The 26,005-nt window shown below is 61.9% G+C and carries 21 protein-coding genes, 1 tRNA gene and 1 pseudogene; 9 read left to right on the top strand and 14 right to left on the bottom strand.

Annotation, left to right across the window (positions count from 1 at the left end; all coding sequences use genetic code 11):
• Positions 1–124: 124 nt before the first annotated feature.
• Together TX24_RS17895 and TX24_RS17890 are read left to right on the top strand one after the other, a co-directional pair.
• Positions 125–1,237: pseudogene (locus tag TX24_RS17895) on the top strand (TonB-dependent receptor); the annotation flags it as partial.
• A gap of 123 nt (positions 1,238–1,360) precedes the next feature.
• Positions 1,361–3,886 (top strand): PepSY domain-containing protein, encoded by a 2,526-nt coding sequence (locus TX24_RS17890; RefSeq protein WP_057710780.1) that lies wholly within the window; start codon positions 1,361–1,363, stop codon positions 3,884–3,886.
• 116 nt (positions 3,887–4,002) lie between these two features.
• Here the strand turns inward: TX24_RS17890 and TX24_RS17885 are convergent, their stop codons facing one another.
• The 4 genes from TX24_RS17885 to ptsP all read right to left on the bottom strand — a co-directional run bounded on the left by TX24_RS17885 (position 4,003) and on the right by ptsP (position 11,236).
• Complete coding sequence (locus TX24_RS17885) at positions 4,003–5,544, bottom strand: alkaline phosphatase D family protein (protein ID WP_057710779.1); 1,542 nt, start codon at positions 5,542–5,544, stop codon at positions 4,003–4,005.
• A 191-nt stretch (positions 5,545–5,735) separates the two neighbouring features.
• Positions 5,736–7,445, bottom strand: coding sequence for a PTS fructose-like transporter subunit IIB (locus TX24_RS17880; protein WP_003188460.1), 1,710 nt, complete (start codon positions 7,443–7,445; stop codon positions 5,736–5,738).
• Between the two features lie 11 nt (positions 7,446–7,456).
• The gene (pfkB, locus tag TX24_RS17875; protein WP_057710778.1) at positions 7,457–8,377 is read right to left on the bottom strand and encodes a 1-phosphofructokinase; all 921 of its coding nucleotides are present in this window, start codon (positions 8,375–8,377) and stop codon (positions 7,457–7,459) included.
• Positions 8,378–11,236 carry a phosphoenolpyruvate--protein phosphotransferase gene (gene ptsP, locus TX24_RS17870; RefSeq protein WP_003188457.1) on the bottom strand — a complete coding sequence of 953 codons (2,859 nt, stop codon included), beginning with the start codon at positions 11,234–11,236 and terminating at the stop codon, positions 8,378–8,380.
• A 284-nt stretch (positions 11,237–11,520) separates the two neighbouring features.
• Here ptsP and cra point away from each other — a divergent pair, with 284 nt between their 5' ends.
• Together cra and TX24_RS17860 are read left to right on the top strand one after the other, a co-directional pair.
• Complete coding sequence (cra, locus tag TX24_RS17865) at positions 11,521–12,516, top strand: catabolite repressor/activator (protein ID WP_003188455.1); 996 nt, start codon at positions 11,521–11,523, stop codon at positions 12,514–12,516.
• A 2-nt stretch (positions 12,517–12,518) separates the two neighbouring features.
• Entirely contained in the window at positions 12,519–13,295 is a 777-nt protein-coding gene (locus tag TX24_RS17860) for a TatD family hydrolase (protein ID WP_057710777.1), read from the top strand.
• On the opposite strand, the gene TX24_RS17855 is transcribed toward TX24_RS17860, so the two are convergent.
• The 5 genes from TX24_RS17855 to TX24_RS17835 form a co-directional block, all read right to left on the bottom strand.
• Positions 13,242–13,670, bottom strand: coding sequence for a hypothetical protein (locus tag TX24_RS17855; protein WP_032900411.1), 429 nt, complete (start codon positions 13,668–13,670; stop codon positions 13,242–13,244). The two genes, TX24_RS17860 and TX24_RS17855, sit on opposite strands and share 54 nt — an antisense overlap.
• A 125-nt stretch (positions 13,671–13,795) precedes the next feature.
• On the bottom strand, positions 13,796–14,500 hold the full coding sequence (locus TX24_RS32960) for a methyl-accepting chemotaxis protein (protein WP_374992239.1): 705 nt from the start codon (positions 14,498–14,500) through the stop codon (positions 13,796–13,798).
• A 1,570-nt stretch (positions 14,501–16,070) separates the two neighbouring features.
• Positions 16,071–16,907, bottom strand: a complete 837-nt coding sequence (gene ampE, locus TX24_RS17845; RefSeq protein ID WP_003188449.1) for a regulatory signaling modulator protein AmpE — start codon at positions 16,905–16,907, stop codon at positions 16,071–16,073.
• The gene (gene ampD / locus TX24_RS17840; protein WP_003188448.1) at positions 16,904–17,467 is read right to left on the bottom strand and encodes a 1,6-anhydro-N-acetylmuramyl-L-alanine amidase AmpD; all 564 of its coding nucleotides are present in this window, start codon (positions 17,465–17,467) and stop codon (positions 16,904–16,906) included. The genes ampE and ampD overlap by 4 nt, the downstream gene beginning before the upstream one ends.
• A gap of 61 nt (positions 17,468–17,528) precedes the next feature.
• Positions 17,529–19,676, bottom strand: coding sequence for a DUF1631 domain-containing protein (locus TX24_RS17835; RefSeq protein WP_057710776.1), 2,148 nt, complete (start codon positions 19,674–19,676; stop codon positions 17,529–17,531).
• A gap of 246 nt (positions 19,677–19,922) precedes the next feature.
• Here TX24_RS17835 and nadC point away from each other — a divergent pair, with 246 nt between their 5' ends.
• The gene (gene nadC / locus TX24_RS17830; protein WP_003188446.1) at positions 19,923–20,771 is read left to right on the top strand and encodes a carboxylating nicotinate-nucleotide diphosphorylase; all 849 of its coding nucleotides are present in this window, start codon (positions 19,923–19,925) and stop codon (positions 20,769–20,771) included.
• 121 nt (positions 20,772–20,892) lie between these two features.
• Here the strand turns inward: nadC and TX24_RS17825 are convergent, their stop codons facing one another.
• The 3 genes from TX24_RS17825 to TX24_RS17815 all read right to left on the bottom strand — a co-directional run bounded on the left by TX24_RS17825 (position 20,893) and on the right by TX24_RS17815 (position 21,901).
• A complete protein-coding gene (locus TX24_RS17825) occupies positions 20,893–21,198 on the bottom strand; it encodes a DUF6388 family protein (protein ID WP_057710775.1) in 306 nt (101 codons plus the stop codon).
• 149 nt (positions 21,199–21,347) lie between these two features.
• Positions 21,348–21,423, bottom strand: a tRNA-Thr gene (locus tag TX24_RS17820).
• 64 nt (positions 21,424–21,487) lie between these two features.
• Complete coding sequence (locus tag TX24_RS17815) at positions 21,488–21,901, bottom strand: pilin (RefSeq protein ID WP_057710774.1); 414 nt, start codon at positions 21,899–21,901, stop codon at positions 21,488–21,490.
• 201 nt (positions 21,902–22,102) lie between these two features.
• Between TX24_RS17815 and TX24_RS17810 the strand changes: the two genes are divergently transcribed.
• The 4 genes from TX24_RS17810 to yacG are packed head-to-tail and all read left to right on the top strand — an operon-like array spanning position 22,103 to position 24,991.
• A complete protein-coding gene (locus tag TX24_RS17810; protein ID WP_057710773.1) occupies positions 22,103–23,311 on the top strand; it encodes a type II secretion system F family protein in 1,209 nt (402 codons plus the stop codon).
• On the top strand, positions 23,308–24,174 hold the full coding sequence (locus TX24_RS17805) for a prepilin peptidase (RefSeq protein ID WP_057710772.1): 867 nt from the start codon (positions 23,308–23,310) through the stop codon (positions 24,172–24,174). Before TX24_RS17810 ends, TX24_RS17805 begins: the two co-directional genes overlap by 4 nt.
• Entirely contained in the window at positions 24,171–24,794 is a 624-nt protein-coding gene (coaE, locus tag TX24_RS17800) for a dephospho-CoA kinase (RefSeq protein WP_003188438.1), read from the top strand. The genes TX24_RS17805 and coaE overlap by 4 nt, the downstream gene beginning before the upstream one ends.
• Positions 24,791–24,991 (top strand): DNA gyrase inhibitor YacG, encoded by a 201-nt coding sequence (gene yacG / locus TX24_RS17795; RefSeq protein WP_003188437.1) that lies wholly within the window; start codon positions 24,791–24,793, stop codon positions 24,989–24,991. Before coaE ends, yacG begins: the two co-directional genes overlap by 4 nt.
• On the opposite strand, the gene TX24_RS17790 is transcribed toward yacG, so the two are convergent.
• Complete coding sequence (locus TX24_RS17790) at positions 24,988–25,203, bottom strand: hypothetical protein (protein ID WP_003171680.1); 216 nt, start codon at positions 25,201–25,203, stop codon at positions 24,988–24,990. The genes yacG and TX24_RS17790 overlap by 4 nt on opposite strands.
• A gap of 64 nt (positions 25,204–25,267) precedes the next feature.
• The gene (locus tag TX24_RS17785; protein WP_057710771.1) at positions 25,268–25,957 is read right to left on the bottom strand and encodes an energy-coupling factor ABC transporter permease; all 690 of its coding nucleotides are present in this window, start codon (positions 25,955–25,957) and stop codon (positions 25,268–25,270) included.
• Positions 25,958–26,005 lie beyond the last annotated feature (48 nt).

Genomic DNA, 26,005 nt, shown 5'->3' with positions numbered 1-26,005 from the left:
CTTATTGCCAGCGATACTAGACGCAGTCGCATCTATTTCCAAAGCCAGTCGCACTTAATTCCATAATGTAAGTCCGCGAGGCGGGGCTTTCGGAGTACTTCAGTCGCATTAATTAACAAAACCTACAACTGGCCTGGAATTTACCGGTGAGGAGACCCGTGTCAGCGGCTATACCGTTTCGCCAAACGGAAACCCAGTGTGCAATCCGGCCAAAGGCAGCCTGGGTGGTCAGTGCACCTCGCTGAGCAACCCGAACCCCGACGACGCCTGGAACGGCAGCATTGCGCGCAACTACATGGGTACCAACACCAAGGCCACCAGTCGCGCCGCCTATGTGTTCGACACCATCGAACTCGATCCGAAATGGCTGCTGAATGTCGGCCTGCGCTATGACACCTTCGATACCGAGGCCAACACCAACGCAGTGCCGAGCGCGACGGTAAAAGCCCGCAGCAAAATCAAGGACGACAGTCAATTCTTCAACTGGCAGGCCGGCCTGGTCTGGAAGCCGGTAGAGAACGGCAGTATCTACGCCTCGTACGCTACATCGGCCACGCCAGCCGGTGGCCTGATAGGCGAAGGTTCCGACGGCAACCCGCTGTCTGCCGGTGCCGCCACCAGCGACTTGCAGCCAGAAGAAACCGTCAACTACGAACTGGGCACCAAGTGGGACCTGTTCCACGACCGCCTGTCCCTGACCGCTGCTATCTTCCGCACCGAGAAGAAAAACACCCGCATCCTGGTGGATGCACTCACCTACCAGAACGCCGGTGAATCCCAGGTCGATGGCATCGAGTTGTCCGCCAGCGGCAAAATCACCGATCAATGGCAGGTGTTTGCGGGCTACAGCTATCTGGACAGTGAACTGGTCAAATCCGGCCTCAACGGGCGTAACGGTGTCGTGAGTGCGGGCTCCAGCAAAGGCAACCAGATGCCCAACACGCCGAAGAACTCGTTCAGCCTGTGGACCACCTACGACATCACGCCCAAGCTGACCATCGGCGGCGGCGCCTTCTATGTCGATCAGGTTTACGGCGATGTCGGCAACACGGTGTATGTACCCTCCTACACCCGCTACGACGCCATGGCCAGCTACAAGCTGACCAAGAACGTCGACCTGCAATTGAACGTGCAGAACCTGACCGACAAGACCTACTACGACAAGGCTTTCTCCACGCACTTCGCCAACCAGGCGGCCGGTCGTACGGCGTTGTTGACCACCAGCTTCCACTTCTAAAAGCGGTCAAGGTTCAGCCACAAGCCCCACACATCGAATGCGTGGGGCTTTTGCGTGTTTCCCGGCAACTCACGGCATAATGCGCGCCGTGATCAGATATCCAGCTAAGCGAGGCGCTCCGACGTGTTGAAGAAAACCCTGTTCCAGTTGCATTGGTTCTTCGGCATCACGGCCGGGCTGGTGCTGGCCTTGATGGGGGTCACCGGGGCCGCGTACTCGTTCCAGGACGAGATCCTGCGGGCGCTCAACCCCACCGTGTTGAGCGTGCAAAAACGCGAGGCCGGTGTACTGCCGCCCGCCGAGCTGGTACGCAAGCTGGAAGCGGCCGAAGGCAAGACCGTGGCCATGCTGTGGGTAGAAAGTGAAAGCGGCAACGCCGGCCGTGTGTCCTTCACTCCGCCACCGGGCGAGCGCCGTGGCCAGATGCGCTACTTCGACCCGTACACCGGCGACTACATGGGCGACGCCGTCGGCCAGGATCTGTTCGGCTTTATCCTGCAACTGCACCGCTTCCTCGCCATCGGCGACACCGGGCGCAACATCACTGGCGCCTGCACCCTGATTCTGCTGTTCTTCTGCCTCTCCGGCCTGTACCTGCGCTGGCCACGCCAGGTGAAAAGCTGGCGCGTCTGGCTGACCCTGGACTGGCGCAAAAAGGGCCGCAGCTTCAATTGGGACCTGCACTCGGTGTTCGGCACCTGGTGCCTGCTGTTTTACCTGTTGGCGGCGCTGACCGGGCTGTATTGGTCCTACGACTGGTACAACCGTGGCGTGACCCAACTGCTGTCCGACTCGCCGCAGAACGAGCGCATGCGCAAGCGCGGCCCAGCCCCTGCAGGCCCCGCTCCAGTGGCCAACTACGATGCGATCTGGAGCAGCATCTACAGCAACGCCGGCCCCGACTTGAGCGCCTACAACATTCGGATGCCTGCGGTCGCCGGGCAACCGGCCACCGTGTATTACCTGCTCTCTTCATCGCCCCATGACCGCGCGCTGAACCAGATCAACCTGGACCCGGCCACCGGCGAGGTCAAATCCCACGAGCGCTACGCCAGCAAAAGCCTCAAGGCGCAGTTGCTGACCAGTGTGTATGCGCTGCACACCGGCAGCTATTTTGGCCTGGTCGGGCGGATCGTCCTCACCGTCAGCTCATTGCTCATGCCGCTGTTTTTCATCACCGGCTGGCTGCTGTACCTCGACCGTCGCCGCAAAAAGCGCCAGGTACGCGATGCGCGCAAGGGTCTGGCAGCCAACCACAGCGATGCGCCGGCCTGGCTGATCGGCTTCGCCAGCCAGAGCGGCTTTGCCGAACAACTGGCCTGGCAAACGGCCGGGCAATTACAGGCTGCGGGCCTGGCGGTGAAGGTGCAGCCCCTGGGCAGTGTCAGCCGCGACGACCTCAGCCAATCGCAAAACGCCCTGTTCGTGGTCAGTACCTTTGGCGACGGCGAAGCCCCCGACAGCGCCCGTGGTTTCGAGCGCAGCGTGCTCGGCCAGGCGCTGCCCCTCAAAGGCTTGAACTACTCGGTGCTGGCCCTGGGTGACCGGCAGTACGAGCATTTTTGCGGCTTTGCCCGGCGCCTGCATTTCTGGCTGACCAACCAGGGCGGCACCCCGCTGTTTGCCCCGGTTGAAGTCGACAGCGGTGACACATTGGCGTTGCAAGCCTGGCAACAGCAATTGGGCCAGCTCACCGGGCATGCACAGGCGGCGGCCTGGCCGACGGCCCAGTACGAAAACTGGACCCTGAGCCAACGCACTCTGCTCAACCCCGACAGTGTCGGCTCGCCCGTCTACCTGCTGGGCCTCACATCCACGTCTGCGCACAGCTGGCTGGCCGGCGACCTGGTGGAAGTCCTGCCGCGCAATTGCCCCTGGGCCATCGAACACTTCCTGGCCGGACTGGGCTTGGTCGGCAGCGACGGTGTGGTGATCGACGGCGTCGCCCACACCCTTGATCAGGCCCTGGCCACGCGCCAACTGCCGGACAACCGCACGCACCTGGTCGGCCTGCACGCCCAGGCATTGGTGGATGCGCTGGTCCCCCTGGGCATGCGCGAATACTCCATCGCCTCGATTGCCAGCGACGGTGTGCTGGAGCTGATCGTGCGCCAGGAACGCCACCCCGACGGCAGCCTGGGGCTTGGCTCCGGCTGGCTGACTGAACACGCCGCCCTCGGCTCGGCCATCAGCCTGCGCCTGCGGCGCAACAGCGGCTTCCATTTACCCGACGCGCCGGTGCCGCTGATTTTGCTGGGCAACGGCACCGGCCTTGCCGGCCTGCGCAGCTTGCTCAAGGCGCGTATTGCCGATGGCCAGCAGCGAAACTGGCTGCTGTTTGGTGAACGCAATATCGCCCACGACTACCTGTGCCAGGACGAACTGCAAGGCTGGCTCGCCAGTGGAGACCTGGCCCTGCTGGACCTGGCGTTTTCCCGTGATCAAGAGGAGAAGGTCTACGTACAGGATCGCCTGCGCGAGTCAGCGGATGTGCTGCGCAAATGGCTGGCGGACGGCGCAGCGATTTATGTGTGTGGCAGCTTGCAAGGGATGGCGACGGGGGTGGATCAGGCACTGGCAGACATCTTGGGCAATGAGGCGCTGGAGCGCCTGATCGAACAGGGTCGCTATCGCAGGGATGTCTATTGATATTTGACCGTTCCCACGCTCCGCGTGGGAATGCCGCCCTGGACGCTCCGCGTCCGCTCTTGACGGCGTGACGCGGAGCGTCACAGGATGCGTTCCCACGCAGAGCGTGGGAACGATCAGGCCGGTTGCAGCTTTTGCTCGAACACCGAGACGCCATCGAGATCGCGCAGCATCACCGTCAACTCCGCCGTCTGCCCATCAATCTGCACTTCACCAAAAAACTGAAAGCCCGCAAACGGCGAGGTGTTCTGTGCCGGTGGCGCCTTCTGGAATACCACGTGCGGGCCAAAGGTTTTATCCAGTGGGTTGGGCCCGAAACTTCCCGCATTCAGCGGCCCCGCCACAAACTCCCAGAACGGCTCGAAATCCTGGAACGCCGCGCGGTCAGGGTGATAGTGATGCGCCGCGCAGTAATGCACATCGGCCGTCAGCCACACGTGGTTGCGCACCTTGTGCTCATGCAGGAACCCCAGCATTTCGGCGACCTCCAGCTCACGCCCTTGCGCCGGGCCAGGGTCGCCATTGGCGATCGCTTCCCAACGCGCCACGCCGGGGCTGACTTCACCGTCGGGCACGCCCAGGCCAATAGGCATGTCGGCGGCGACCACCTTCCACTGCGCTTGCGACGCCTTGAGCCCGCGCTTGAGCCAGTCCAACTGTTCACGGCCGAGGAAGGGTTTTTCAGCGCCCAGGTTGTCGTCATTCGGCCCCCGATAGCTGCGCATATCCAACACAAACACATCCAGCAGCGGCCCATAACTGAGCTTGCGATAAATGCGCCCACCAGCGTCGGCGCTCTGTCGGCGCATGGGTGAATATTCCAGCCAGGCCTGGCGGGCACGGCCCACTAGGGTGTGGATATCGCGGGTCTGGTAACGCTCATCCAACTGCTTGCTCGATGACCAGTTGTTAATCACCTCGTGATCGTCCCACTGCCAGATCTGCGGCACCTCGGCATTGAAGCGGCGCACGTTTTCATCCAGCAGGTTGTAGCGGTAATTGCCGCGATATTCATCGAGGGTTTCCGCGACTTTGCTTTTGGCTTCAGTGGTGATGTTGCGCCAGATGCGCCCGCCTTCAGTGGTGAGCTGCGCGGGGACTGGGCCGTCGGCGTAGATGGTGTCGCCGCTGTGGATAAAAAAGTCCGGCAAGCGCAGGCGCATGGCTTCGTAGATGCGCATACCACCGATGTCCGGGTTGATGCCGAAGCCTTGGCCGACGGTGTCGCCGCTCCACACAAAACGGATATCGCGCCGCTGTTGCGGCACGCTGCGCAAGTGGCCGAACCAGGGTTCACTGGCAATGCCGGTCTGGGCGTCTTCGAAATGCACGCGGTAGAAAATCGCCTGGTCAACCGGCAGCCCGGTGAGTTCGACACGGGCGGTAAAGTCGGTGCGGCTGTCGGCCAGGGGCGAGACGAATCGGCGCGGGTTGCTGAACACGCTGCGGGTGTCCCACTCCACCACCATCTTCGCCGGGCGGTCGCTGCGGCTCCAGATCATCGCGCGATCGCCCTGCAGGTCGCCCGATTGCACGCCGTCCGTGAGTTGCGGCCGGTCCTTCACCGAAGCGATCACCGCCGGCGCCAGGCCCGGCAACAGCAGGCCAGCGCCTACGGCTTGCATCACACGGCGGCGGCCGAGATCGAAGTGGCTCATGCAGGATGCCCTCTTGAGTATCAAAAGGGCCACTTAAGCATGATGGGATGAAGCGGATGTGACACCAATCGGGAGAACGATCAAATTCACCTGTGGGAGCTGGCTTGCCTGCGATGCAAACACCTCGGTGTATCAGGCAAACCCAGTCGATGCTATCGCAGGCAAGCCAGCTCCCACATTTTTTGCCAGTGTCAGGCAGTCACGGCCAGCTCGGCCGCTTCCGGTCGCTTGAGCACGGCATACACCAGCCCGGTCAACACACTGCCCGCGACAATCGCCAACAAGTACAACAACGCATGGTTCATCGCATTCGGAATCACCAGCACAAACAACCCGCCATGGGGTGCGGCGAGTTTGCAGCCGAAGTACATCGACAGCGCACCGGTCAACGCACCACCGGCAATACTGGCCGGAATGACCCGCAGCGGGTCTTTGGCGGCGAAGGGAATCGCGCCTTCGGAGATAAAGCACAGCCCCAAAATCATTGCCGCCTTGCCGGCCTCGCGTTCGGTCTGGGCGAACTTGCGTCGGGCCAGTAACGTGGCGATGCCCATGCCAATCGGCGGCACCATGCCGGCGGCCATGGTCGCGGCCATCGGCGCGCCGCTCGACGCGGCCAGCAGGCCAACCGAGAACGCATAGGCCGCCTTGTTGATCGGCCCGCCCAAGTCCACGCACATCATGCCGCCGAGCAGAATGCCCAGCAGCACCGCGTTGGTGGTGCCCATGGTGCTGAGGAAATCCGTCAGGCCCGTGAGCAAGCGGGCGACCGGTGGGCCCACCAGGTAGATCATCACCAAGCCAGTAAACAGGCTCGCCAATAACGGGATGATCAGGATCGGCTTGAGCGCTTCCAGGCTCTGGGGCAGTTGCACCGCGCGGCTAATCAGCTTGACGCAATACCCAGCGACGAAACCGGCGAGGATGCCGCCGATAAACCCAGCCCCCAGCGTCCCCGCCAGCAGCCCGCCGATCATGCCGGGCGCCAGGCCAGGACGGTCGGCAATCGAGTAGGCGATGTAGCCCGCCAACAGCGGCACCATCAACAGGAACGCCTGGTCACCCACGGATTTGAGCGCCGCCGCCAAGGTGCCGGGCTGTTCGAAGGCATGGATGCCGAACACAAACGACAAGGCGATCAGCAAGCCCCCCGCCACCACCATCGGCAACATGTACGACACGCCGGTGAGCAGGTGTTTGTAGATCCCGGTTTTCTCGGCCTTGGCCGCTGCACCGCTGGCCGCGCTTTCCACTGCGCCTTCGGCCAGGGCCTTGTTGAGGATGGCTTCGGATTGCTTGAGAGCAATGCCGGTGCCACAGCGGTAAATCTTCTTGCCGGCGAAACGCTCGGTGGCCACTTCGATATCGGCCGCGAGCAATACCACATCGGCATCGGCAATCGCCTGGGGGCTTAACGGCGTGCGGGCGCCCACCGAGCCTTGGGTTTCGACCTGCAAGTCATAACCCAGGCGCTGGGCCGTCTGCTGCAAGGCCTCGGCGGCCATGAACGTGTGGGCCACGCCAGTGGGGCACGCGGTAATCGCAACGATACGCGGCGCAGCCTTGGCCGCCACCGGGGCAGCGTTGGCGACATACACCTGGGCCTCTTCAGCACCCCGACGCAATACGCCTTCGACATCTGCCAACGCCTGGGCCGGCGTGCTCTGGAACACGCGCTTGCCGACAAACCGCTGCATCTCCACCGGGGTACTGCTGACCAGCAGCACCCACTCGGCATCATCAATCGTGGCCTGGGACAACTGGCGCTCCGGGCGCTGCACATCGACGACTTCAACACTGGTGTGCAAGCCCATGCGCTGGGCGGCGGCGTCCAACAAGCGGGCGCACAGCACACTGGTGACCATGCCGTTCGGGCAGGCGGTAACAATGGCTAACTTCATCACAAACCCTCTTATTGTTCTGTCAGCGTGCGCACAGCGACGCCGCTTTCGAGATGCGCCAACTGCGCGTCATCGCTGATGCCAAAACCGATCTGTGTCACCGCCATCGCGGCAATCGCCGTGGCCCGGCGCAGGGTGTGCTCCGGCGTGTCACCACTGAGCAAACCGTGGAGCATCCCGGCCAGCAGCGAGTCGCCGGCGCCCACGGTACTGGCCACTGCCACCTTGGGCGGAGTGGCATGCAGCGCCGCACCCGGGCGGTACCAGGTCACGCCTGCGGCCCCGTCGGAGACCACCACATGTTCGACGCCTTGCTGATGCAGTCGGCTGATGGCATCGGTGGCGTTACCCAAGGCTTCGGCCAACTCTTCAGTATTGGGTTTGACCAGCCACGGGCCAACCTCCAACCCCAGGCGCAGCGCTTCACCACTGGTGTCCAGGGCGACTTTCAACCCCAGGTCCTTCAACGCCTCCAGCAAACCTTTAAACCACTGCGGGCTGACGCCGCGCGGCAAGCTACCGGCCACCACGACCGCATCGAACTCCGGGCCAATGATCGCGACCATCTTGAGCAGCGCTTTTAGCGCCTCTTCAGTCACCAGCGGCCCCGGTGCATTGATGTCGGTGACCCGCCCATCCTGTTCGGCAATCTTGATGTTGCTACGGGTTTCGCCGGGAACCCGGATGAAGGCATCGCCAAACCCACGGCGCTTGATCAGCGCATTGAACGCCTGGGGGTTGGCACTGCCGAGAAACCCGCCCACGCTGACGTAATGGCCCAGGTCCGCCAGCACCTGCGCCACATTCACGCCCTTGCCCGCCGCGTGGGTGAGCATCGCTTCACTGCGATTGACCTCACCGGGTTGCAGGTGCGCCAGGCGTACCGTGAGGTCCAACGCCGGGTTCAGCGTCAGGGTCAGAATATTCGCCATCTACACGGCCTCCACTAGGGCACGCACTTGCGCGGGCGAACCCACCGCCAGTGCTTGTTGCGCCAGGCCCTGGGCCTCGCTCAGACTGAATTCACGCACCCGCGCCTTCACCTCGGGAATACTGCGGGCCGACACGCTCAACTCATCCACACCCAGGCCGACCAGCACCGGCACCGCCAGCGGGTCCGCCGCCAACTCGCCGCACACGCCAACCCACTTGCCATGGGCATGGGCGGCGCGCACGGTGATGTCGATCAGTTGCAAAACTGCCGGGTGCAGGCCATCGGCCTGGGCCGACAGGGTCGGGTGGCCGCGGTCGATGGCCAGGGTGTATTGGGTCAGGTCGTTGGTGCCGACGCTGAAGAAGTCGACTTCCTTGGCGAGCACCGGCGCCAGCAAGGCGGCTGACGGGACTTCGATCATGATCCCCAGTTGCAGGTCCGCCACCGGGATCTCCAGGCGCAGGCGCTCGGTCATGTCCCGGGCGGCGCGCCACTCATCCACGCTGCCGACCATGGGGAACATGATGCGCAGCGGGCGGTTATCCGCTGCACGCAGCAGTGCGCGCAGTTGCGCTTCCATGATCTGCGGGCGTTGCAGCGTCAGGCGAATGCCGCGCACACCGAGGAAGGGGTTTTCTTCTTCGGCGATCGGCCAGTAGGGCAATGGCTTGTCCCCGCCCACATCCAGGGTGCGCACCACCAACGGGCGACCGTTGAGGCCGTCGAGTACGCGGCGGTATTCGGCTTCCTGGGTGGCCTCGTCCGGCGCCTGGGGGTGGGCCATGAAAATCAGTTCGGTGCGCAGCAGGCCAATGCCTTCGGCGCCCTGCTCCACTGCACTGGCCACCCCGGCGCTTTCACCAATGTTGGCGAACACTTCCACGGCGTGCCCGTCGCGGGTCAGCGCCGGTTCATGGCGTTGGGCCGAAGCGGCTTGCAAGCGCTGTTCGCGGCTGTCGCGCTCCACGGTGGCCCGTTGCAGGGTGGCGGCGTCGGGGTCGACATGCAGGCGACCGCGCTGGCCATCGAGCAACAGCGGCGTGCCGGCTTTGAGCAGTAACACCGCAGCACCAGCACCGACCAAGGCCGGAATACCCAGTGCGCGGGCGACGATGGCGCTGTGGGCTGTGGCGCCACCTCGGGCGGTGAGAATGCCGGCAACGCGGGCCGGGTCCAGGCGTGCCACGTCCGAAGGGCCGACTTCTTCCATCACCAGGATGTAGGGCTCGCTCGGTTCCTGCACGCTCTCAACGCCACACAATTGGGCCAGTACGCGGCGGCCGATGTCACGCAAGTCGGCAGCACGCTCGGCCAGCAAGGCATCCTGCAAGGCTTCCTGCTGCTTGGCGGCGGCTTCGATCACGCTCATCCAGGCGGCTTCGGCGCTTTCGCCTTGCTTGAGGCGGGTGTCGACTTCGTCGGTCAGTTCCGGGTCGTCGAGCATTTCCTGGTGGGTGATGAAAATCTCGCGGATGGCCTTGGCCTGGCTACGCTCGATCAAGCCCTGGATATCCGTGCGCACGTCGCTCAAGGCCGTGTGCAGGCGCTGGCGTTCGGCGGCGGCAGACTCACCGCGCAACGGGTAATCGAACACCTGCGGCACCTGAATATGGGCCGGGCCGATGGCAATACCCGGTGCGGCGGCAATCGCCTGGAGTTGGCTACCGCTCAGTGGCGCGCTGAGTACGGGTTCGATATCGACCTGCGCTGGCTGTGCACTCACCGTAGGCAAGGGCTCGACCTCTTCGCCAAGGCCCTCTTGCACGGCGGCCAAAAGGGCGGGCAATGCATCGCCGGCCACCGTCGGCTCGGCCACAAATTCCAGCACCTGGCCACGGCGTGCGCCGAGGCTGAGCAGCTTGCTCAGGCTTTTGACCGACACGGCGCCCACCGCGCCATCGACGATGCGCACGCGGATATCGCCGTCAAAACTTTTCGCCAATTGCGCCAGGATCTTCGCCGGGCGAGCATGCAGCCCGTGGGCGTTGGCCAGGGTAATGCGGGCGCTCGGCCAGTCCGGCGGCAGTTCACCACCCAGCACTTCCAGCACCGCGCGGCTGCTGGTGGCGCGCCCCAACTCCTGGCCGCGCCCTTCGATCAGCAAGGCACACAGGCGTTCAAGCAGGCTTTGGTGCGCTTCACCGAGGCTCGCCAGGCAAAACAGGCCGTGCAAAGGCTGGCCGAGGTAGCGCATGGGTTTGTCCGGCGTCACAAAGGCCAGGCCCGGACGCTTGACCGTCTGCTCGCTGTGCAACCACCACAGGCCATCGCCCAGGGGCAGCGCGTCGACCTGCTGCAATACGGCGGCAAAGCCATTGCTCACACAGTCGGCCTGGCGCAGCAAGCGTGCACCGCGCCACACCAGCTCTTCAAAATCATCGGCCGACACGCCCAGGCTGATCATCTGTGCATCCAGCGCCAGTTCCTGGGGCGCGCCTTGCAACAGTTTCAACAGGGCTTCGGCACTGTTGGCACGGCGCAAGGCCTGGCCCAGGTCGGTTTCACCGAGGGCACGGGTGAGCAGTTGCAGCAGGCGCAGGTGTTCATCGGATTTAGCCGCGATGCCAATCGCCAAGTAAACGATTTGGCCATCGCCCCAGTCCACCCCTTCGGGGAACTGCAGCAGGCGCACACCGGTGGAAAATACCTGGTCGCGGGTTTCTGGCGTGCCATGGGGAATGGCGATGCCTTGTCCGAGAAAGGTCGAGCCTTGGGCTTCACGGGCTTGCAAGCCACTGAGATAACCTTCGGCAACCAGGCCATCGGCCACTAATTTGTCAGCGAGCAGGTGCAAGGCAGCAGATTTATCCACAGCCACCTGGCCCATGGATATCTGCTCTACAGTGAGCTCAAGCATGCCGTTCTCCCAGTTAGTGCGACAGGCGCACTAGGTATTGTTGTAGGTAAATATGTTCAAAATTAACTGACTGAGCGGTCAATTGGCAGTGGTCACTCAGCGGCGAACATCGTAAAAATACGCCTGCTGAAACGTTTAATCTAGAATTTATGGCAGATTACGCGTTAATTGTGCAAGCTTGAAGGGCCACTCGGCGCTTGCTGTGGGACATGGGTCGAATGCTGGAATCGGTTACGATTGGACAAAATGTCGGGGCGAGCTCCAAAAAACAAGGAAATCCCGGTTTGAAACTCAGTGATATCGCACGTCTGGCCGGTGTGTCCGTTACCACCGCCAGCTATGTCATCAATGGCAAAGCCGAACAGCAGCGCATCAGCAACGCAACCGTTGAGCGTGTGCGTGCCGTGGTCCAAGCCCATGGCTTTACCCCGAACCCTCAAGCCGCCGGGCTGCGCAGCCGGCATACGCGCACCTTGGGGTTCATCCTGCCAGACCTGGAAAACCCCAGCTACGCACGCATCGCCAAACTGCTGGAACAAGGTGCGCGGGCGCGAGGCTATCAGTTGCTGATCGCCAGCTCCGATGATGAAGCGGACAGCGAACGCCAACTGCTGCAACTGTTCCGTGCCAGGCGTTGCGATGCGTTGTTCGTCGCCAGTTGCCTGCCGGCCAGCGATGACAGCTATCGCGAGCTTCAGGCCAAGGGGCTGCCGGTGATTGCCATCGACCGGGAGATGGAGCCGAACCAGTTCTGCTCCGTGGTCAGCGATGACCACCAGGCCTGCCAGCAACTCACCAGCAGCCTGCTGCAACCGTTGCCCAAGCAGATCGCGCTGATCGGCGCACGGCCCGAGCTGAGCATCAGCCAGGCACGTACCGCCGGTTTCCGTGATGCGCTGCAAGGCTTTACGGGCGACGTGATCATCGAGCAGGGCGAAGCCTTCAGTCGTGACTGCGGCCGAGAGCTGATGGAGCAACTGCTGCAACGCCTGGGGCATCTGCCGGACGCGCTGGTGACCACCTCCTACGTACTGCTGCAAGGCGTGTTCGACGCGCTGCATGACTTCCCCCTCAAGTCGCGGCCCCTGCGCCTGGGCACCTTCGGCGATACGCAGTTGCTGGATTTCCTGCCGCTGCCGGTCAACGCCATGGCCCAGCAACATCAGTTGATTGCCGAAACCGCCCTGCGCCTGGCCCTGGCCGCCATTGAAGAGGAACAGTACCAACCCGGGGTGCATGCGATTGGCCGGACTTTCAAGCAGCGTATTCACGAGGCCTGAGCGTGGAGCTGATCGACACCCACACGCACCTGGACTTCGAGGACTTCGACCCCGATCGCTCGCACGTCCTCGCCCACAGTCGTGAACTTGGCGTGCGGCGCCTGGTGGTGCTGGGGGTTTACCAGAAAAATTGGCAGCGGCTATGGGACTTGGTGCAACAGGACGAAGGCCTGTTCGCCGCCTTCGGCTTGCACCCGGTGTATCTCGATGAGCATCGCCCCGCCGACCTGCTGGAGCTCGGCGACTGGTTGACGCGCCTGCATGGCCACCGGCAACTGTGCGCCGTGGGCGAAATTGGCCTGGATTACTTTCTCGAACAGTTGGACCACCAGCGCCAGCAACAGTTATTTGAAGCCCAACTGAAACTTGCGGTGGATTTCCAACTGCCGGCCTTGCTCCACGTTCGCCGCAGCCACGCCGCCGTGATTGCCACCCTCAAGCGCATCCGCGTGCCCAGAGGCGGCATCATCCACGCGTTCGCTGGCAGCGCTGAAGAGGCCCGCGAGTACATCAAGCTCGGGTTCAAACTGGGCCTGGGCGGCGCGGCCACCTGGCCCCAGGCGCTGCGCATGCACCGGGTACTGGCCCAGTTGCCTCTCGACGCCGTGGTGCTGGAAACCGATGCGCCGGATATGGCCCCGGCCATGTACCCCAACCAGCGCAATAGCCCGCAGCACCTGCCAGACATCTGCACCGCCCTGGCCGAGCGCATGGGTATCAGCCCTTTATTGCTGGCTGAGGCGAGCACACGCAATGCGTGCGAGCTGTTCAACTGGTAGCGGACTGATCACCTGCAACTTCAAGGTCATTCTCTGTCGATGGCGGGCATAGCGCACCACCAGCAAATGGATCAGCACGGCGACCAGCGAAATGTTCAGTTGCCCGATCACACTGAGCAGCCCCAACCATTCAGCGACAAGGGCCATCAGCAAGGTTGCGCACGTCAGCATGATCATGCTCGGCCGCACCAGCGCCCAGTGGTCCAGGGCCCTGAACTGGCGCAACTGCTTGACGCACCCCAAGTGCAACCCGCAGTGGCAATACGTACAGTCAAACGGTACATCAATGGCAATGGCGTTCAGTTGCCAGGGCTTGAGCTCAAACGTCATGTTGCATTGGGCGCAATGCCCTTTGATACCGATTGCGGCGGCCATCGTTTTGTCCCCTCGTGACCGTGACGGATGAAATAAATTTTCACCTATTCACGCCCCGATAAAACACGCATCGGTAAATCAGGACATAAGCCACACGGCCCACCGCTCAGTCCTTCAGAACCTCCCTACACCCGAAACGCGCCAATCAATTGCTTCAACTCAACCACCTGGGTTGCCAGTTGCCGACTGGCCGCCTCCGTGTGCTGCGCACCTTGCGCCGCATGCTCGCCGGCGCGGTTGATTTCGACGATGTTCTGGTCGATGTCGTGGGCGACTGCCGTTTGCTGCTCCACGGCGGCGGCGATCTGCTGGTTCTGATCGACGATCATCCCAACCGCCCCCAGGATATTTTCCAGGGCTTGTTGGACTTTTTCCGACTGCCCTACCGTGCCATTCGCCATTTCATGGCTGCTGCCCATGGCCTTCACCGCCGCACCGACACCGCTGTGCAAGCGGATGATCATCTGCTCGATTTCCTCGGTGGAGTGCTGTGTACGCCGGGCCAGAGTGCGTACCTCGTCGGCCACCACCGCAAACCCGCGCCCTTGGTCACCAGCGCGCGCCGCTTCGATGGCCGCGTTTAGCGCCAGCAGGTTGGTCTGCTCGGCGATGCTCTTGATCACCTCCAGGACGCTGCTGATGGACTGGCTGTCGGTCGCCAGTTGGTTGATCACCCGCACCGATTCGTCGATCTCCGCCGCCAGGCGCGCAATACCGCCTTGCTGGGATTGCACCAGCGCACGCCCGCTGACGGTTTCATCGTTGACACTTTGGGCACTGCTGACCGCCGCCGCGGCGCTGCGCGCCACCTCCTGGGCGGTGGCGGACATCTGGTTCATCGCCGTCGCCACTTGCTCGATCTGGCTGCGCTGGCCGGACACCGCCTGGTTACTCTGCGCCGACACCGCCTGCACCTGGCCGGCCTGCAACTCCACCTGGCTGACCGTATGCCCAACACGCTCGATCAGGTCGTGAATCTTGGCCACAGTGCCATTGAACACCTGGCCCAGGTCGCCCAGTTCGTCACGGCTCTGGGCAACGAAGGTGACCGTCATATCGCCCGCCGCTACTTTGTCCATCATCGCCCCCAGGCGGCGCAAGGTGGTGCGGGTGGAGACAAAGAAACCGGCATAGAGATAAAAAATCAGCGCAAACACCGCCGCCAGGGCCGTGACCAGCAACACCATGTGCAAACGGTTCTGCGCCAGGCGCTGCTGCAACTGCTGCCCGAGGAACGCCAGGGTGGCGTCATCCAATTGATAGGTCTTGGCCATCAGTTGGCTGACGCCGTCATAAAAGCCCTGCCAAGGCGCGTCGAGGGTCTCGGCCATCACCACCTGCTCTTCGAAAAACTCACTGCCTTGCTTAAGGCTCGCCTGGCTGGCTTGCGCCGAGACGTCGAGGGCGGCGTGCGCGGCCTGGCTGGTGCCCAACGCGTCCTGCAGCTTCAGGCCATATTCGCCGTGGAGTTTTTCCAACTGCTGCAGCAGTTCGTCAAAACGGGTGCTGGAGGACGAATTGATAAAGCCCTGCCCCAGGGAGTAAGCGCCCATGGCACGGCCTTCACCCAAGGCCTGGGTGACTTGAGGAGTGATGGTGGTGACCAGGTCGCTGAGCTGGCGCAGATCACTTTGCGGATCACGGCTCAAGCCGGCTTGGCTGGCGATGATCTGGCTGAACATCTGGGCCTGGTTGAGTAACTTGCCGATCAACGCCGCCTTGTTGAGCAGCGAGGTTTCCTGCTGCTGGGCCTTGAACGCAGCGATCAGTTCGTCGCGTTTACTGTCGAAGACGGCAACTTGCTCGGGCTGGGTCGCAATGGCGCGCAAGCCCTGCAAGCGCTCCACTACACTGGTTTGCAAGGCGCTGATCCGGGTCTCCAGGTCTGCCGCTTTGCCAGACTGGCCGAGGGTGGCGTTGATCTGTACCTGGTTGTTGAGGGTTTCCAGCTCGCGACGCAACGCCAGGCTGCTGCCGAGCAGGTCGAGGCTTTGCAGTTCGACCCGGGTGCCCTGGTATTCACGCCACGAGTCGCGCACCAGGTAATAGTTGGTCGCCAGCATCGGCAGCAGAAACAGCACACTGATCAGGCTGAACTTCATGCCGAAGCTCAGGCGGTTCATCAGCGCGACGGCGGGATAGAGCAAGCTCTTCACAGGTGACCTCCCCTTCTTTTATTTTTATTGAGGCGCAGGGCGGCGGCAGATAGCCACTATTTGGCGCTCTATCTGTATAGCTCAATTCGAAAGGGAGTTTTGTAACGTAAGGTTAACGGCGTGTCTGGAGGCCCTAACGCCATGTAGGAGCGAGCTTGCTCGCGAAAAACTTAACGACGCCGCGTTTATTCAGGAAGCACGCGTTATCGTTGAGGTTTTTCGCGAGCAAGCTCGCTCCTACAAATCAGGGGAGTACCGTCCAGATGGCAAACCCGGCATACCACAGCACCGCCGCGCGCAGCAGCAGTTCCCACAGGCGATCCAGGCTGTTGATGCCATCGGCCCCCACCACTGGCGGCGGGATTTCCGCAGCGGCCAGGCCGACTTTTTCCACCAGCTGTGCCGCGCTGATGTCCCAACTCAGCAATTCGTGGAGCATCACCCGGCTGACCCCGACGAAATTGCCCACCAAGGCAAAGCTGGCCGCCAGCAGGCGTACCGGCAACCAGTCAAACGCGTGACGCAATTGCGTGGCGCGCTCGGCCACCAGGGGGTTCTGGCTGTGTTCGCTGGCCAGCGCCAACAGGCGGTACGCCAGGGCGGCCACCGGGCCCAGCAGGAAATACCAGAAAATCACCGCAAAAAAGCTTTGGTACGCCTGCCACAGCAGGTAGCCCTGGACGCGCTCCAGCAGTTGCTCGCCACTGTCGGCGCCAAGCTTGAGGTCGCGTTCGGCCACATGCTCGGCCGCTTGCAGGTCACCGCGCCGCCAGGCATCGCGAAACGGCCCCAGCCCTGCCAATAGGTCGCCACGGCCCAGGCTATAGATCACCACCAGCAAATGCACCGGCAATGCCAACAGGCCATAGGCCACCGGCTCCAGGACCAGCAACAGCAAGGCCAGCAATGCCACCGGCAACAGCACCAACACCAGCAGGATCAGCCAGGGCCGCTTGCCCATGCGCGGGCTCGATTCCAGCTTGGCCAGCTCACGCAGCCATCCGCCGTCACGCTGCAACCGCAGGCGCAAGGCCGAGAACTTCTCGATCCATACCGCCAGCACCAACACCAGGAAACTCATCGTTCGTGTCCTCCATCCTGCAGGGCGCTGCGAAAGCGCGTCCAATCAAAAGCGGGGCCCGGGTCAGTCTTGCGCCCCGGAGCGATGTCGCTGTGACCACAAATACGTTGGTGGGTGATCTTTGGGTAAGCCTTGAGCAACTGGCGGGTCAGATCGATCAGCGCCGCATACTGGGCATCGGTGAACGGCAGGTCGTCCGTACCTTCGAGCTCGACCCCCAGGGAAAAATCGTTGCACACCTCGCGCCCGTCAAAAACGGAAACACCGGCATGCCACGCCCGGTCGCGGCACGAAACAAATTGCGTCACAGTGCCGTCACGTTCAATCAGAAAATGCGCAGACACTCGTAGGCTGGCTATCCCTTCAAAGTAGGGATGCTCTGAGATATCCAGGCGGTTCTGGAAAAACTCCTGCACCTTGCCGGTCTTGAACTGCGCCGGAGGCAAACTGATGTTGTGCACCACCAACAGCGAGATTTCGCCTTCAGGGCGCTCGTTGAAGTTGGGCGAAGGGCAATGACGAATGCCCTGGCACCAACCGCTGGCGGGGTCCAACTGCATACAGGCTCCTTGAGTGAGACGAGGTGTGACCAGTATGCCGCGTTCCACCCTGCGGTTGCGATCACTTGCCGCGATTGAGTTGCCGCAGGTTGCCCACCACGGCTGCCAGCGCACGCTCGAACAGCGGGCCATCATCCAAGGCGTGCAGGACGCCCTGCTTGAACGCCAGGGCTAACTGCCCCGCGCTTTTCTCCAGGACCTTGAGGCCCCCTCGACTGACAAAAATATAGGTATCGTCGGGCGGCATGATTGCGGTCAACTTGCAACGCAGGGTACCGGCTTCATGTTGCTGCAACGCTACCCAGGCACCGACTCGCAACTGCTGTGCCTTGAGCCGGTCGGGGTCGTCAGGGGGCAGTGGTTCGTCGGCAGTCGGCGGCCCAGAGCCAAGGATAAAAGGCTTACGCACTTCAACCAGCACCTCGCCGTCGAGCGGCTGAACATGCATGGCCTGCAACCGCAGGAAAAACTCGCGGGTGCTGAAAGGATCGAACGCCGCACCGGCCAACCCGTCACGCAATGCCTTGAGCAGCCCGGGTAGTTGCTCAAGCAAACGCCGACCTGCTTCGGTGTCTTCACGCAGGCCCACGCTCCAGACCAATTCATCCAGGGTACGCAGCGCCGCCTGCCATTGCAGCGATTGTTCACCGTGCTTGAGCACGGCCACTAACAGCACCTGGCTCCAGGCTTGCTGCACAAATTGCAGAACCGATGCCGGCAGGGTTTTGCCCACGAGCCGCCGATTGAGCACCTGCGCCACACGTTGACGCGCCACCTCGATATGCAGGCGCTCTTGCTCGGCGTCACGGGTATGGCGCTCAAGGCGTTCACTGCGCGTGCGCTCTTGGGCTGTAGATGTGCTGAACGTGGTGAGCAACTGGGAGAAAATCGCCGGGTCTTCGACGTACTCATTCAGCAACCGCTGTACGAGTTGCTCGATACACAGATAGAGATTGTCCCGTGGCTGGTCATGGGGCGGGCTCCAGCCGATGACGGCGCTCGCGATGTCATTGAGCAAGCGCCGCGCCGGATGCTGCGTGCAACTGAGCAGGCTCTTGTCCAGCACCGCCACTTTCAGCAGCGGGATCTGCAAGCGGGCGATCAGCCCCTTGAAAGCGTCCGGCACACTGCGGTCATCGAGCATGAACTCGAACAGCATGGCCACCAGATTGATCACATCTTCGTCTGCTTCTTCCAACACCCGCGACTTGCCACTTTTGACACTGACCCGGGTGAGCAACTGTTCAAGCTGGCTGCGCAGGTCGAAATCGTCCTCGCACTCCGGCTCCGGTACATATTGCTGCAAATGCGACAGCAGCCGCAGCAGATCGCGGGTGGCAATGGGTTGCGGCTCGGCGCTGGCTTCAAGGGTGGGGGCCACGCTGCCACGCACGGCTACCAGCAACGTCTGCAAGGCGCTGAACGCTTGCTGGCCGCTTTTATCCAGCGGCGGGTCGGCCATCGCTTGGCCAGTGCAATCCTGATGCTCCCGGGCCGCACGCCCGCCGGCTCGGCGGGACGGGAGCGCCTTGAGTTCCGGCAATACGCCAGTGGCGATGAGTAATTGGTTGGCCTCGCCATACAACAGGTCGGCGTCACTGAGCACGTACTTCTCAAACAGCTTGAGCATGACCAGCTTGACGCGGATCTCCACCCCCAGGCTGCGCCCTGCCTGCAAGAAAAACTCGCACAGCCGCGTCGGGGCCAAGGGGTTTTCCGGATCATCCAGGCGCCTGCCGAACAGTTCACTCAAGCGCGCGTTCAATTGCCCCAGCGCCAAGCCATCACGGTGGCGCACCCGACCGAGCATCGCCTCCAGGGCCACAGCTTTTTCCACGTCATCGGCGCTGGTGCCGGGTACCGCCTCATAAGACACCAGCGGCACCAGGTGTGCCCCGCTGCACCGGGCCTGGCCCAGGTTGGCGAACGCCACGAACAACTGCTCCATGAACACGCGTTCGAAGTTCTTGCGCTTGAGGCGCAGGTCGCGCATGGCCTCGAAAAAAATATGATGGTCGACGGTGCTACGGGCCTTTTCGGCCATTTCAAACAGGGTGTCGTCGGCGTTATCGAACAGTTCCTGCAAACCCTGTTGCAGCTGTTGCGCAGCCTTGTCACGCACCTGCAGCAACACCACCGGCAGGCGCGCGAGCGGCGATGGCGTGGCCTGTGCCCTGTTGATAGGCACCACCTTCCCGTCATTGTGCATCCTGGCCTCCTGAAACGGCGGTTTTGAGAGGTGGACAGACCGGGAGCAGGCCCGGCAGGCACTGCAAATATCCCGGTTACCACCAAGACGTCAAAGCTATGACGCCAATTGCAAGGCGCGAGATTATCTTGCAAACAAGGGCAGTTGCGCCAGCACACTCTGACTTTGTGCGGTAAATGAGTGGCGAGCCTGGGTTAGAACGCACGCTGGCCCTATAATCGAGGCACTTTGTTTGTGGAGCCTGTTATGCCGAACCTCCGTCTTGCCGACCTCACCGCCGAAATCGAAGCCAACGTGCGCCGCGCACTGCTGGAAGACATCGGCAGTGGTGACATCACCGCGCAGTTGATCCCGGCCGAACGGCTGGCCAAGGCCACGATCATTACCCGTGAAGCGGCCGTGATTGCCGGTACGGCCTGGGTGGATGCAGTGTTTCGTCAACTGGACCCACGGGTCGCCGTGCATTGGCAGGTAGCTGACGGTGAACGTGTCAGCCCCAACCAGGCGCTGTTCCACCTTGAAGGCCCGGCACGCTCGCTGCTCACGGGTGAACGCAGTGCGCTGAATTTTTTGCAGATGCTGTCAGGTGTAGCCACCCGAGCGCAGTTCCTGGCGGACTTTGTCGCGAGCACCCAGGTCAAACTGCTGGACACCCGCAAGACACTCCCAGGTCTGCGTTTGGCGCAGAAGTACGCGGTGACCTGCGGCGGTTGCCACAACCACCGTATCGGGCTGTATGACGCGTTCCTGATCAAGGAAAACCACATCGCCGCCTGCGGTGGTATTGCCCAAGCGATTACGGCCGCCCACAAGATCGCCCCGGGCAAGCCGGTGGAAATCGAAGTGGAAAGCCTGGAAGAGTTGCGCGAAGCCCTGGCGGCGGGTGCCGACATCATCATGCTGGATGAACTGAGCCTGGAAGACATGCGCGAAGCCGTGCGCCTGAACGCCGGCAAAGCCAAGCTGGAAGCCAGCGGCGGGATCAATGAAACCACCTTGCTGCCTATCGCTGAAACCGGCGTGGACTACATCTCCATCGGCGCGATGACCAAGGATGTGAAGGCGGTGGACCTGTCGATGCGCCTCAGTATCTGAAAGATGCCGTAATTGTAGGAGCGAGCTTGCTCGCGAAAAACTCAAGACCACCGCGTGCCCTCCAGAGGTACGGGTTATCGCTAGCGTTTTTCGCGAGCAAGCTCGCTCCTACAGGCTGCTTTTAAACTACGAGGTTATTCATCTCGCAGTACTCGTCCCATTCGACACCCAGCACCTCGGCCGCCTCTTTGTGCAAGGCCAACCGTGCAGCTTCGAACTCTTCAGGGGTCGTGGTGTACTTGAGGGTCAGCTCCCAAGGCTGGAGGTTCTGGCTCTCGGCCTCGTCCTCGAATGCCCACTGAATCTGGTCGCGCTGATCATCGGCACTCAGGTCCTTGATCTCTTCTTTTAGCTGCGGCGTGTCCTCAAGGTAGTGCTTGAGCGCTTGTTCGTGCCGAGCGTCCTGGGTCATTTCAGTCGTGGTCATGTTGTTCTCTTAGATCGAGGAATGGGAATGCATCTGGGTCTTCAAGGTTGCGCAGATACAAAAGAGCGGGCGCAAATGCCCGGCTCACCTGGCCTTCAGAACCATTCTGGGATCATCTGAAAACATTGCCGTTGAAACAGTGGTGCCTGTGGTGCCCGAGACAGGAATCGAACCTGCGACCTTCGCGTTACGAGTGCGCTGCTCTACCGGCTGAGCTACACGGGCGGTGGGCTAAAGCTAGCACTGCATTGGGCATGCAGCAACTTGCTCGCTCACCGCCCGGCGACTGTCACGCCCCGTTGGCGCCGCAACCCTTGGCTGCGTACTGCGGGTCTACCGTGGTGGCACAGCTCCATCCGGTGCTAGCGCTGCGGGTCAGGGTGATGGTCTTGCCGAGCACGGGCGCGGGCGCATCGAGGATTTCACAACGGATAGTACCTGCGCCCGAGGCTACATCGCCTGTCACATCGATGGTGCAGTTGGCGGTAGGGCTGGAGCCCCCGATGAGCGCCAGGGTCGGCACAGTGCCCTGGTTGATGACGTCTTCATAGCCGGCCTTTAACGCGCTGATTTCCGCCAACCCCGCAGTGAACTTGGCCTTGGCCTGGTGCTTGGTGTACATGGGCAGACCGATGGTGGCCAAAATGCCGATGATTGCCACGACGATCAGTAACTCGATCAAGGTAAAACCTTTTTGACGCATCTCTTTCACTCTCCAGAATAGAACCATGACAAGGCGCGTCCTGCGCCCCGTAGTGTGCAACGGCGCCAGTGTACTCATCCCCACGCAGCCGTTCGCCTGCAAGACGCACAATCTGACATTTTATCGCCCAGCACCAGCCTGCCCGACTCCGCCACCTGACTAAGCTATAAATTCTTCACAACCTGGGTGCGCCAACCTCACATGAACGATACGTCGACAATCTATGCCTGGGAGGGCATCAACCGCAAAGGGCGCCGGGTATCCGGAACAATCGCCGGCCATAACCTTGCGCTGATCAAGGTACAACTGCGCCAGCAAGGGATCTGCCCCGAGCGTGTGCGCAAGAAGTCTTGTGCACTGCCGACCTTCAAGACGCGCATAACGCCTGTGGATATCGCCCTGTTCACTCGCCAGTTGGCCACTTTGCTCAAGGCCGGCATCCCGCTGCTGCAAGCCTTCGACATCATCAGCGAAGGCGTCGAAAACCAACAGCTGCGCGAACTGGTGAAGGCGTTGAAACAGCATATTGCCAGCGGCCACCCGTTGGCCGCTGCCCTGCGTCAATATCCCTGCTACTTCGATGAACTGTACTGCAATCTGGTAGCGGCTGGCGAAATGGCCGGAGCCCTGGAAACCCTACTGGAGCGCGTGGCGATTCATCTGGAAAAAAGCCAACGGCTCAAAACCAGGATCAAGAAAGCCATGACCTACCCTATCGCGGTACTGGTAATTGCCACAGGGGTGAGCACAGTGCTGTTGATCCATGTGGTGCCGCAATTCCAGAACTTGTTCGCCGGGGTCAACGGCCAATTGCCGGGGTTTACCCTGGGGGTCATCGCGCTATCGGAACTGCTGCAACAGGCGTGGTGGATGCTGGGGCTGGGTGTAGGCGCGGCGCTGGTTGCAGGAAGCCACGCCTACCGTACTTACCCGGGGTTTCGCCATGGGTGGGCAGCAGGTTTGTTGAAAGTGCCCGTGGCAGGCAAACTGCTGCACAAATCTGCGGTCGCCCGCTACGCCCGCACGCTATCCACTACCTTTGCGGCGGGCGTTCCTCTGGTACAGGCATTGGGTTCGGTGGCTGGCGCCGTCGGCAATGGCCCTTTCAAACAGGCAATCGAACGTATGCGCCACGATGTATCCACAGGCATGCAGTTGAATCAATCGATGCATAACAGCGGCCTGTTCCCAGGCATGGCGATCCAGATGACCGCAATCGGTGAGGAGTCCGGCACCCTGGACCGCATGCTGGAAAAAGTCGCGAACCACTACGAGTCAGACGTGGATACCTTGGTCGACAACCTCACCAGCCTGATGGAGCCGCTGATCATGGTGGTATTGGGGGGGATTGTCGGCGCGCTGGTAGTCGCCATGTACTTGCCGGTGTTCCAATTGGGGACGGCGTTTTGAGCTTGCTGCTGAACGAACATCCCTGGGCGTTTGTTGGCCTTGCGCTGGTGTTGGGCCTGATCGTCGGTAGCTTCCTCAATGTGTTGGCGTGGCGCCTGCCCAAAATGCTCGAGCGGGAGTGGCGTGCCCAGGCCCATGAGATTCTCGACTTGCCAGCCGAGCCCGGTGGGCCGGCCTATAACCTGATGCATCCGAACTCTTGCTGCCCGCGCTGCAATCAACCGATTCGGCCTTGGGAAAATATCCCGGTGCTCAGCTACCTGCTGCTCCGGGGGCATTGTGCCCACTGCCGTGAGCCCATCGGCCTGCGTTACCCTCTCACCGAACTGGCCTGCGCGCTGATCTGCGCCGCTGTCGCCTGGCACTTCGGCTTCGGCTGGCAAGCCGGCGCGGTGATGCTGCTGAGTTGGGGCTTGCTGGGGATGAGCCTGATTGATCTGGACCACCAATTACTGCCGGATGTGCTGGTGCTGCCGCTGCTATGGCTGGGGCTGATCCTCAACAGCGCTGACCTGCTGACGCCATTGCCCGATGCAGTATGGGGCGCGGTTATCGGCTACATGAGCTTGTGGTGCCTGTTCTGGCTGTTCAAGCTGGCCACCGGCAAAGACGGCATGGGCCATGGCGACTTCAAATTATTGGCCTTGCTGGGAGCCTGGGGCGGCTGGCAGATTCTGCCGATGACCCTGCTGATGGCCTCGCTGCTGGGCGTGTTTGCCGGGCTGATTTTGCTGCGTTTGCGTAAGGCCCAGGTGTCAGCGCCAATGCCGTTTGGCCCCTGCCTGGCAATTGCCGGCTGGATTGCATTGCTCTGGGGTGGTCAAATAACCGACTTCTATTTGCAGTCTGTCGGTTTCAGATGACCACTTCTGTTGCAACACCCTGGATTCTTGGGCTCACGGGCGGCATTGGCAGCGGCAAAAGCGCTGCGGCCGAGCACTTTATCAAGCTGGGCATCGACCTGGTCGACGCCGATCACGCCGCGCGCTGGGTGGTCGAGCCTGGCCGCCCGGCGCTGGCGCGCATTGCCGAACATTTCGGCGCCAGCGTGCTGCAAGCCGACGGCCGACTGGACCGTGCCGCACTGCGCAAACTGATCTTTGAGGTCCCACAAGAGCGCCTGTGGCTGGAAGCCTTGCTGCACCCGCTGATCGCCGAGGAAATTCGCAGCCACCTGGCACGCGCCCAGTCGCCCTACGCGATCCTGGTGTCACCGCTGCTGATCGAGTCCGGGCAGTACAGCATGACCCAGCGCATCCTGGTGATCGACGTGCCGCAATCGCTGCAGATTCAGCGTACCCTGCAGCGCGATGGCATCAGCGAACAACAGGTGCAGGCGATTCTCAAGGCCCAGTCCAGCCGCGAAGACCGCCTGAACCATGCCGATGACGTGCTGGTCAACGATAAGGACCTCGCCTGGCTGCACGGCGAGGTCGAGCGACTGCACCACTTTTACCTTACTTTGCGTGGAGGCCGATCATGAGCCAACCCTTGACCGTCGACTGCCCAACCTGCGGCGCCCCCGTGGAATGGAAAGCGACCAACCTCAACCGGCCGTTCTGCTCGGACCGTTGCAAACTCATCGACCTGGGTGCCTGGGCCGCTGAAGAACACAAGATTCCAGTGGCCCCCGACGCCGAAGACGAACTGTTTTCCGAAGACCTGCCGCCGCGCCACTAAGGCCGCATAAAGGCATATTCCTGCTGGTCGTCGAGGTTTTCTGCAAGGTATTGCAACTCGTCGGCCAGGTCTTCAAAGCTGCGTACACCCTTGCTTTGCTGCACCACTGCGCTGAGCATGGCGCGCAAGGTCAAACCGGGGTCAAACCCGATTTCCTGCGCTGCATCCTGGCTTCTGCGCAACTCCTGCCGTGCCCATTCATACACACTCATGATTCATGCTCCTGAAAATTTTGCCGAGCATGGACCTGCGCCGCTGCCCTGCATTTGACCTGGATCAACGCCGCGAATCGTCGTCCTTCCACGGCGCTGAGAGGTAGCGGGTACGGTTGAACGTCTCCAGCCATTCCGGGCAAAACACCACCAGCGCGCTGATGACCATGCCGTTGATAAAGGCTTCGGGAAAGATGATCAGCCACAGGTAACCGACAAAATCTTCCAACCACTCAGGCATCGCAAAAAGGCCGTCGAACCACAACAGGCCCAGGCCGGCCAACAGGCACAGCAATGCCGAGAGAGCGGCAGCAAAAAAGCCGGAACAGAAGATATACACAAAGGGGTTTCGCGGCTGCGCCCGCTCTACCAGCAGCGCGCACCCTTCGGTGACCAGCACCGGCAGCACGATCAGGAGCAGGCCATTGACGCCAAGCGCAGCCAGGTCCTGACGCCCCAACAGCATCAAGCCAAGCTGGGCGGCAAAGCCACCGACGATAGCCAGCGGCCAATCGAGCAGCAAAGTCACGGCGGTCATGCCGATAAAGTGGTAGGACACACCGGTATCGAAATCCCGCCGCACCAGCCACAGCATGAACAACGCGAACACCGTACCGAAGAGCAAGTGCTGGCGCCGACGGTCGGCAAACAGCTCCAACCAGGGCGAGCGAAGGATCGCCCACATCACCACGGGCGCATACACCAGCCAGCCGATACCGAGGGTCTGGGGTGCCAGAACCGCAGCACTGATCACGGACGCTCTGCCTTTACTAAAAAACTCATCACACACCTCGTCCCTGGC

Source organism: Pseudomonas lactis (genome assembly GCF_001439845.1).
GTDB classification, from domain to species: Bacteria; Pseudomonadota; Gammaproteobacteria; order Pseudomonadales; family Pseudomonadaceae; genus Aquipseudomonas; species Aquipseudomonas lactis.
Note: the sequence above shows the minus strand (reverse complement) of the source record. Positions and strands in the feature narration are given on the sequence as shown.

Coding starts and splice junctions, on each gene's coding strand:
- TX24_RS17885 (WP_057710779.1), bottom strand. CDS start 5,544: ATGAGCCACTTCGATCTCGGCCGCCGCCGTGTGATGCAAGCCGTAGGC.
- TX24_RS17880 (WP_003188460.1), bottom strand. CDS start 7,445: ATGAAGTTAGCCATTGTTACCGCCTGCCCGAACGGCATGGTCACCAGT.
- pfkB (WP_057710778.1), bottom strand. CDS start 8,377: ATGGCGAATATTCTGACCCTGACGCTGAACCCGGCGTTGGACCTCACG.
- ptsP (WP_003188457.1), bottom strand. CDS start 11,236: ATGCTTGAGCTCACTGTAGAGCAGATATCCATGGGCCAGGTGGCTGTG.
- TX24_RS17855 (WP_032900411.1), bottom strand. CDS start 13,670: ATGGCCGCCGCAATCGGTATCAAAGGGCATTGCGCCCAATGCAACATG.
- TX24_RS32960 (WP_374992239.1), bottom strand. CDS start 14,500: ATGTCCGCCACCGCCCAGGAGGTGGCGCGCAGCGCCGCGGCGGCGGTC.
- ampE (WP_003188449.1), bottom strand. CDS start 16,907: ATGAGTTTCCTGGTGTTGGTGCTGGCGGTATGGATCGAGAAGTTCTCG.
- ampD (WP_003188448.1), bottom strand. CDS start 17,467: ATGCAGTTGGACCCCGCCAGCGGTTGGTGCCAGGGCATTCGTCATTGC.
- TX24_RS17835 (WP_057710776.1), bottom strand. CDS start 19,676: ATGCACAATGACGGGAAGGTGGTGCCTATCAACAGGGCACAGGCCACG.
- nadC (WP_003188446.1), top strand. CDS start 19,923: ATGCCGAACCTCCGTCTTGCCGACCTCACCGCCGAAATCGAAGCCAAC.
- TX24_RS17825 (WP_057710775.1), bottom strand. CDS start 21,198: ATGACCACGACTGAAATGACCCAGGACGCTCGGCACGAACAAGCGCTC.
- TX24_RS17815 (WP_057710774.1), bottom strand. CDS start 21,901: ATGCGTCAAAAAGGTTTTACCTTGATCGAGTTACTGATCGTCGTGGCA.
- TX24_RS17810 (WP_057710773.1), top strand. CDS start 22,103: ATGAACGATACGTCGACAATCTATGCCTGGGAGGGCATCAACCGCAAA.
- coaE (WP_003188438.1), top strand. CDS start 24,171: ATGACCACTTCTGTTGCAACACCCTGGATTCTTGGGCTCACGGGCGGC.
- yacG (WP_003188437.1), top strand. CDS start 24,791: ATGAGCCAACCCTTGACCGTCGACTGCCCAACCTGCGGCGCCCCCGTG.
- TX24_RS17790 (WP_003171680.1), bottom strand. CDS start 25,203: ATGAGTGTGTATGAATGGGCACGGCAGGAGTTGCGCAGAAGCCAGGAT.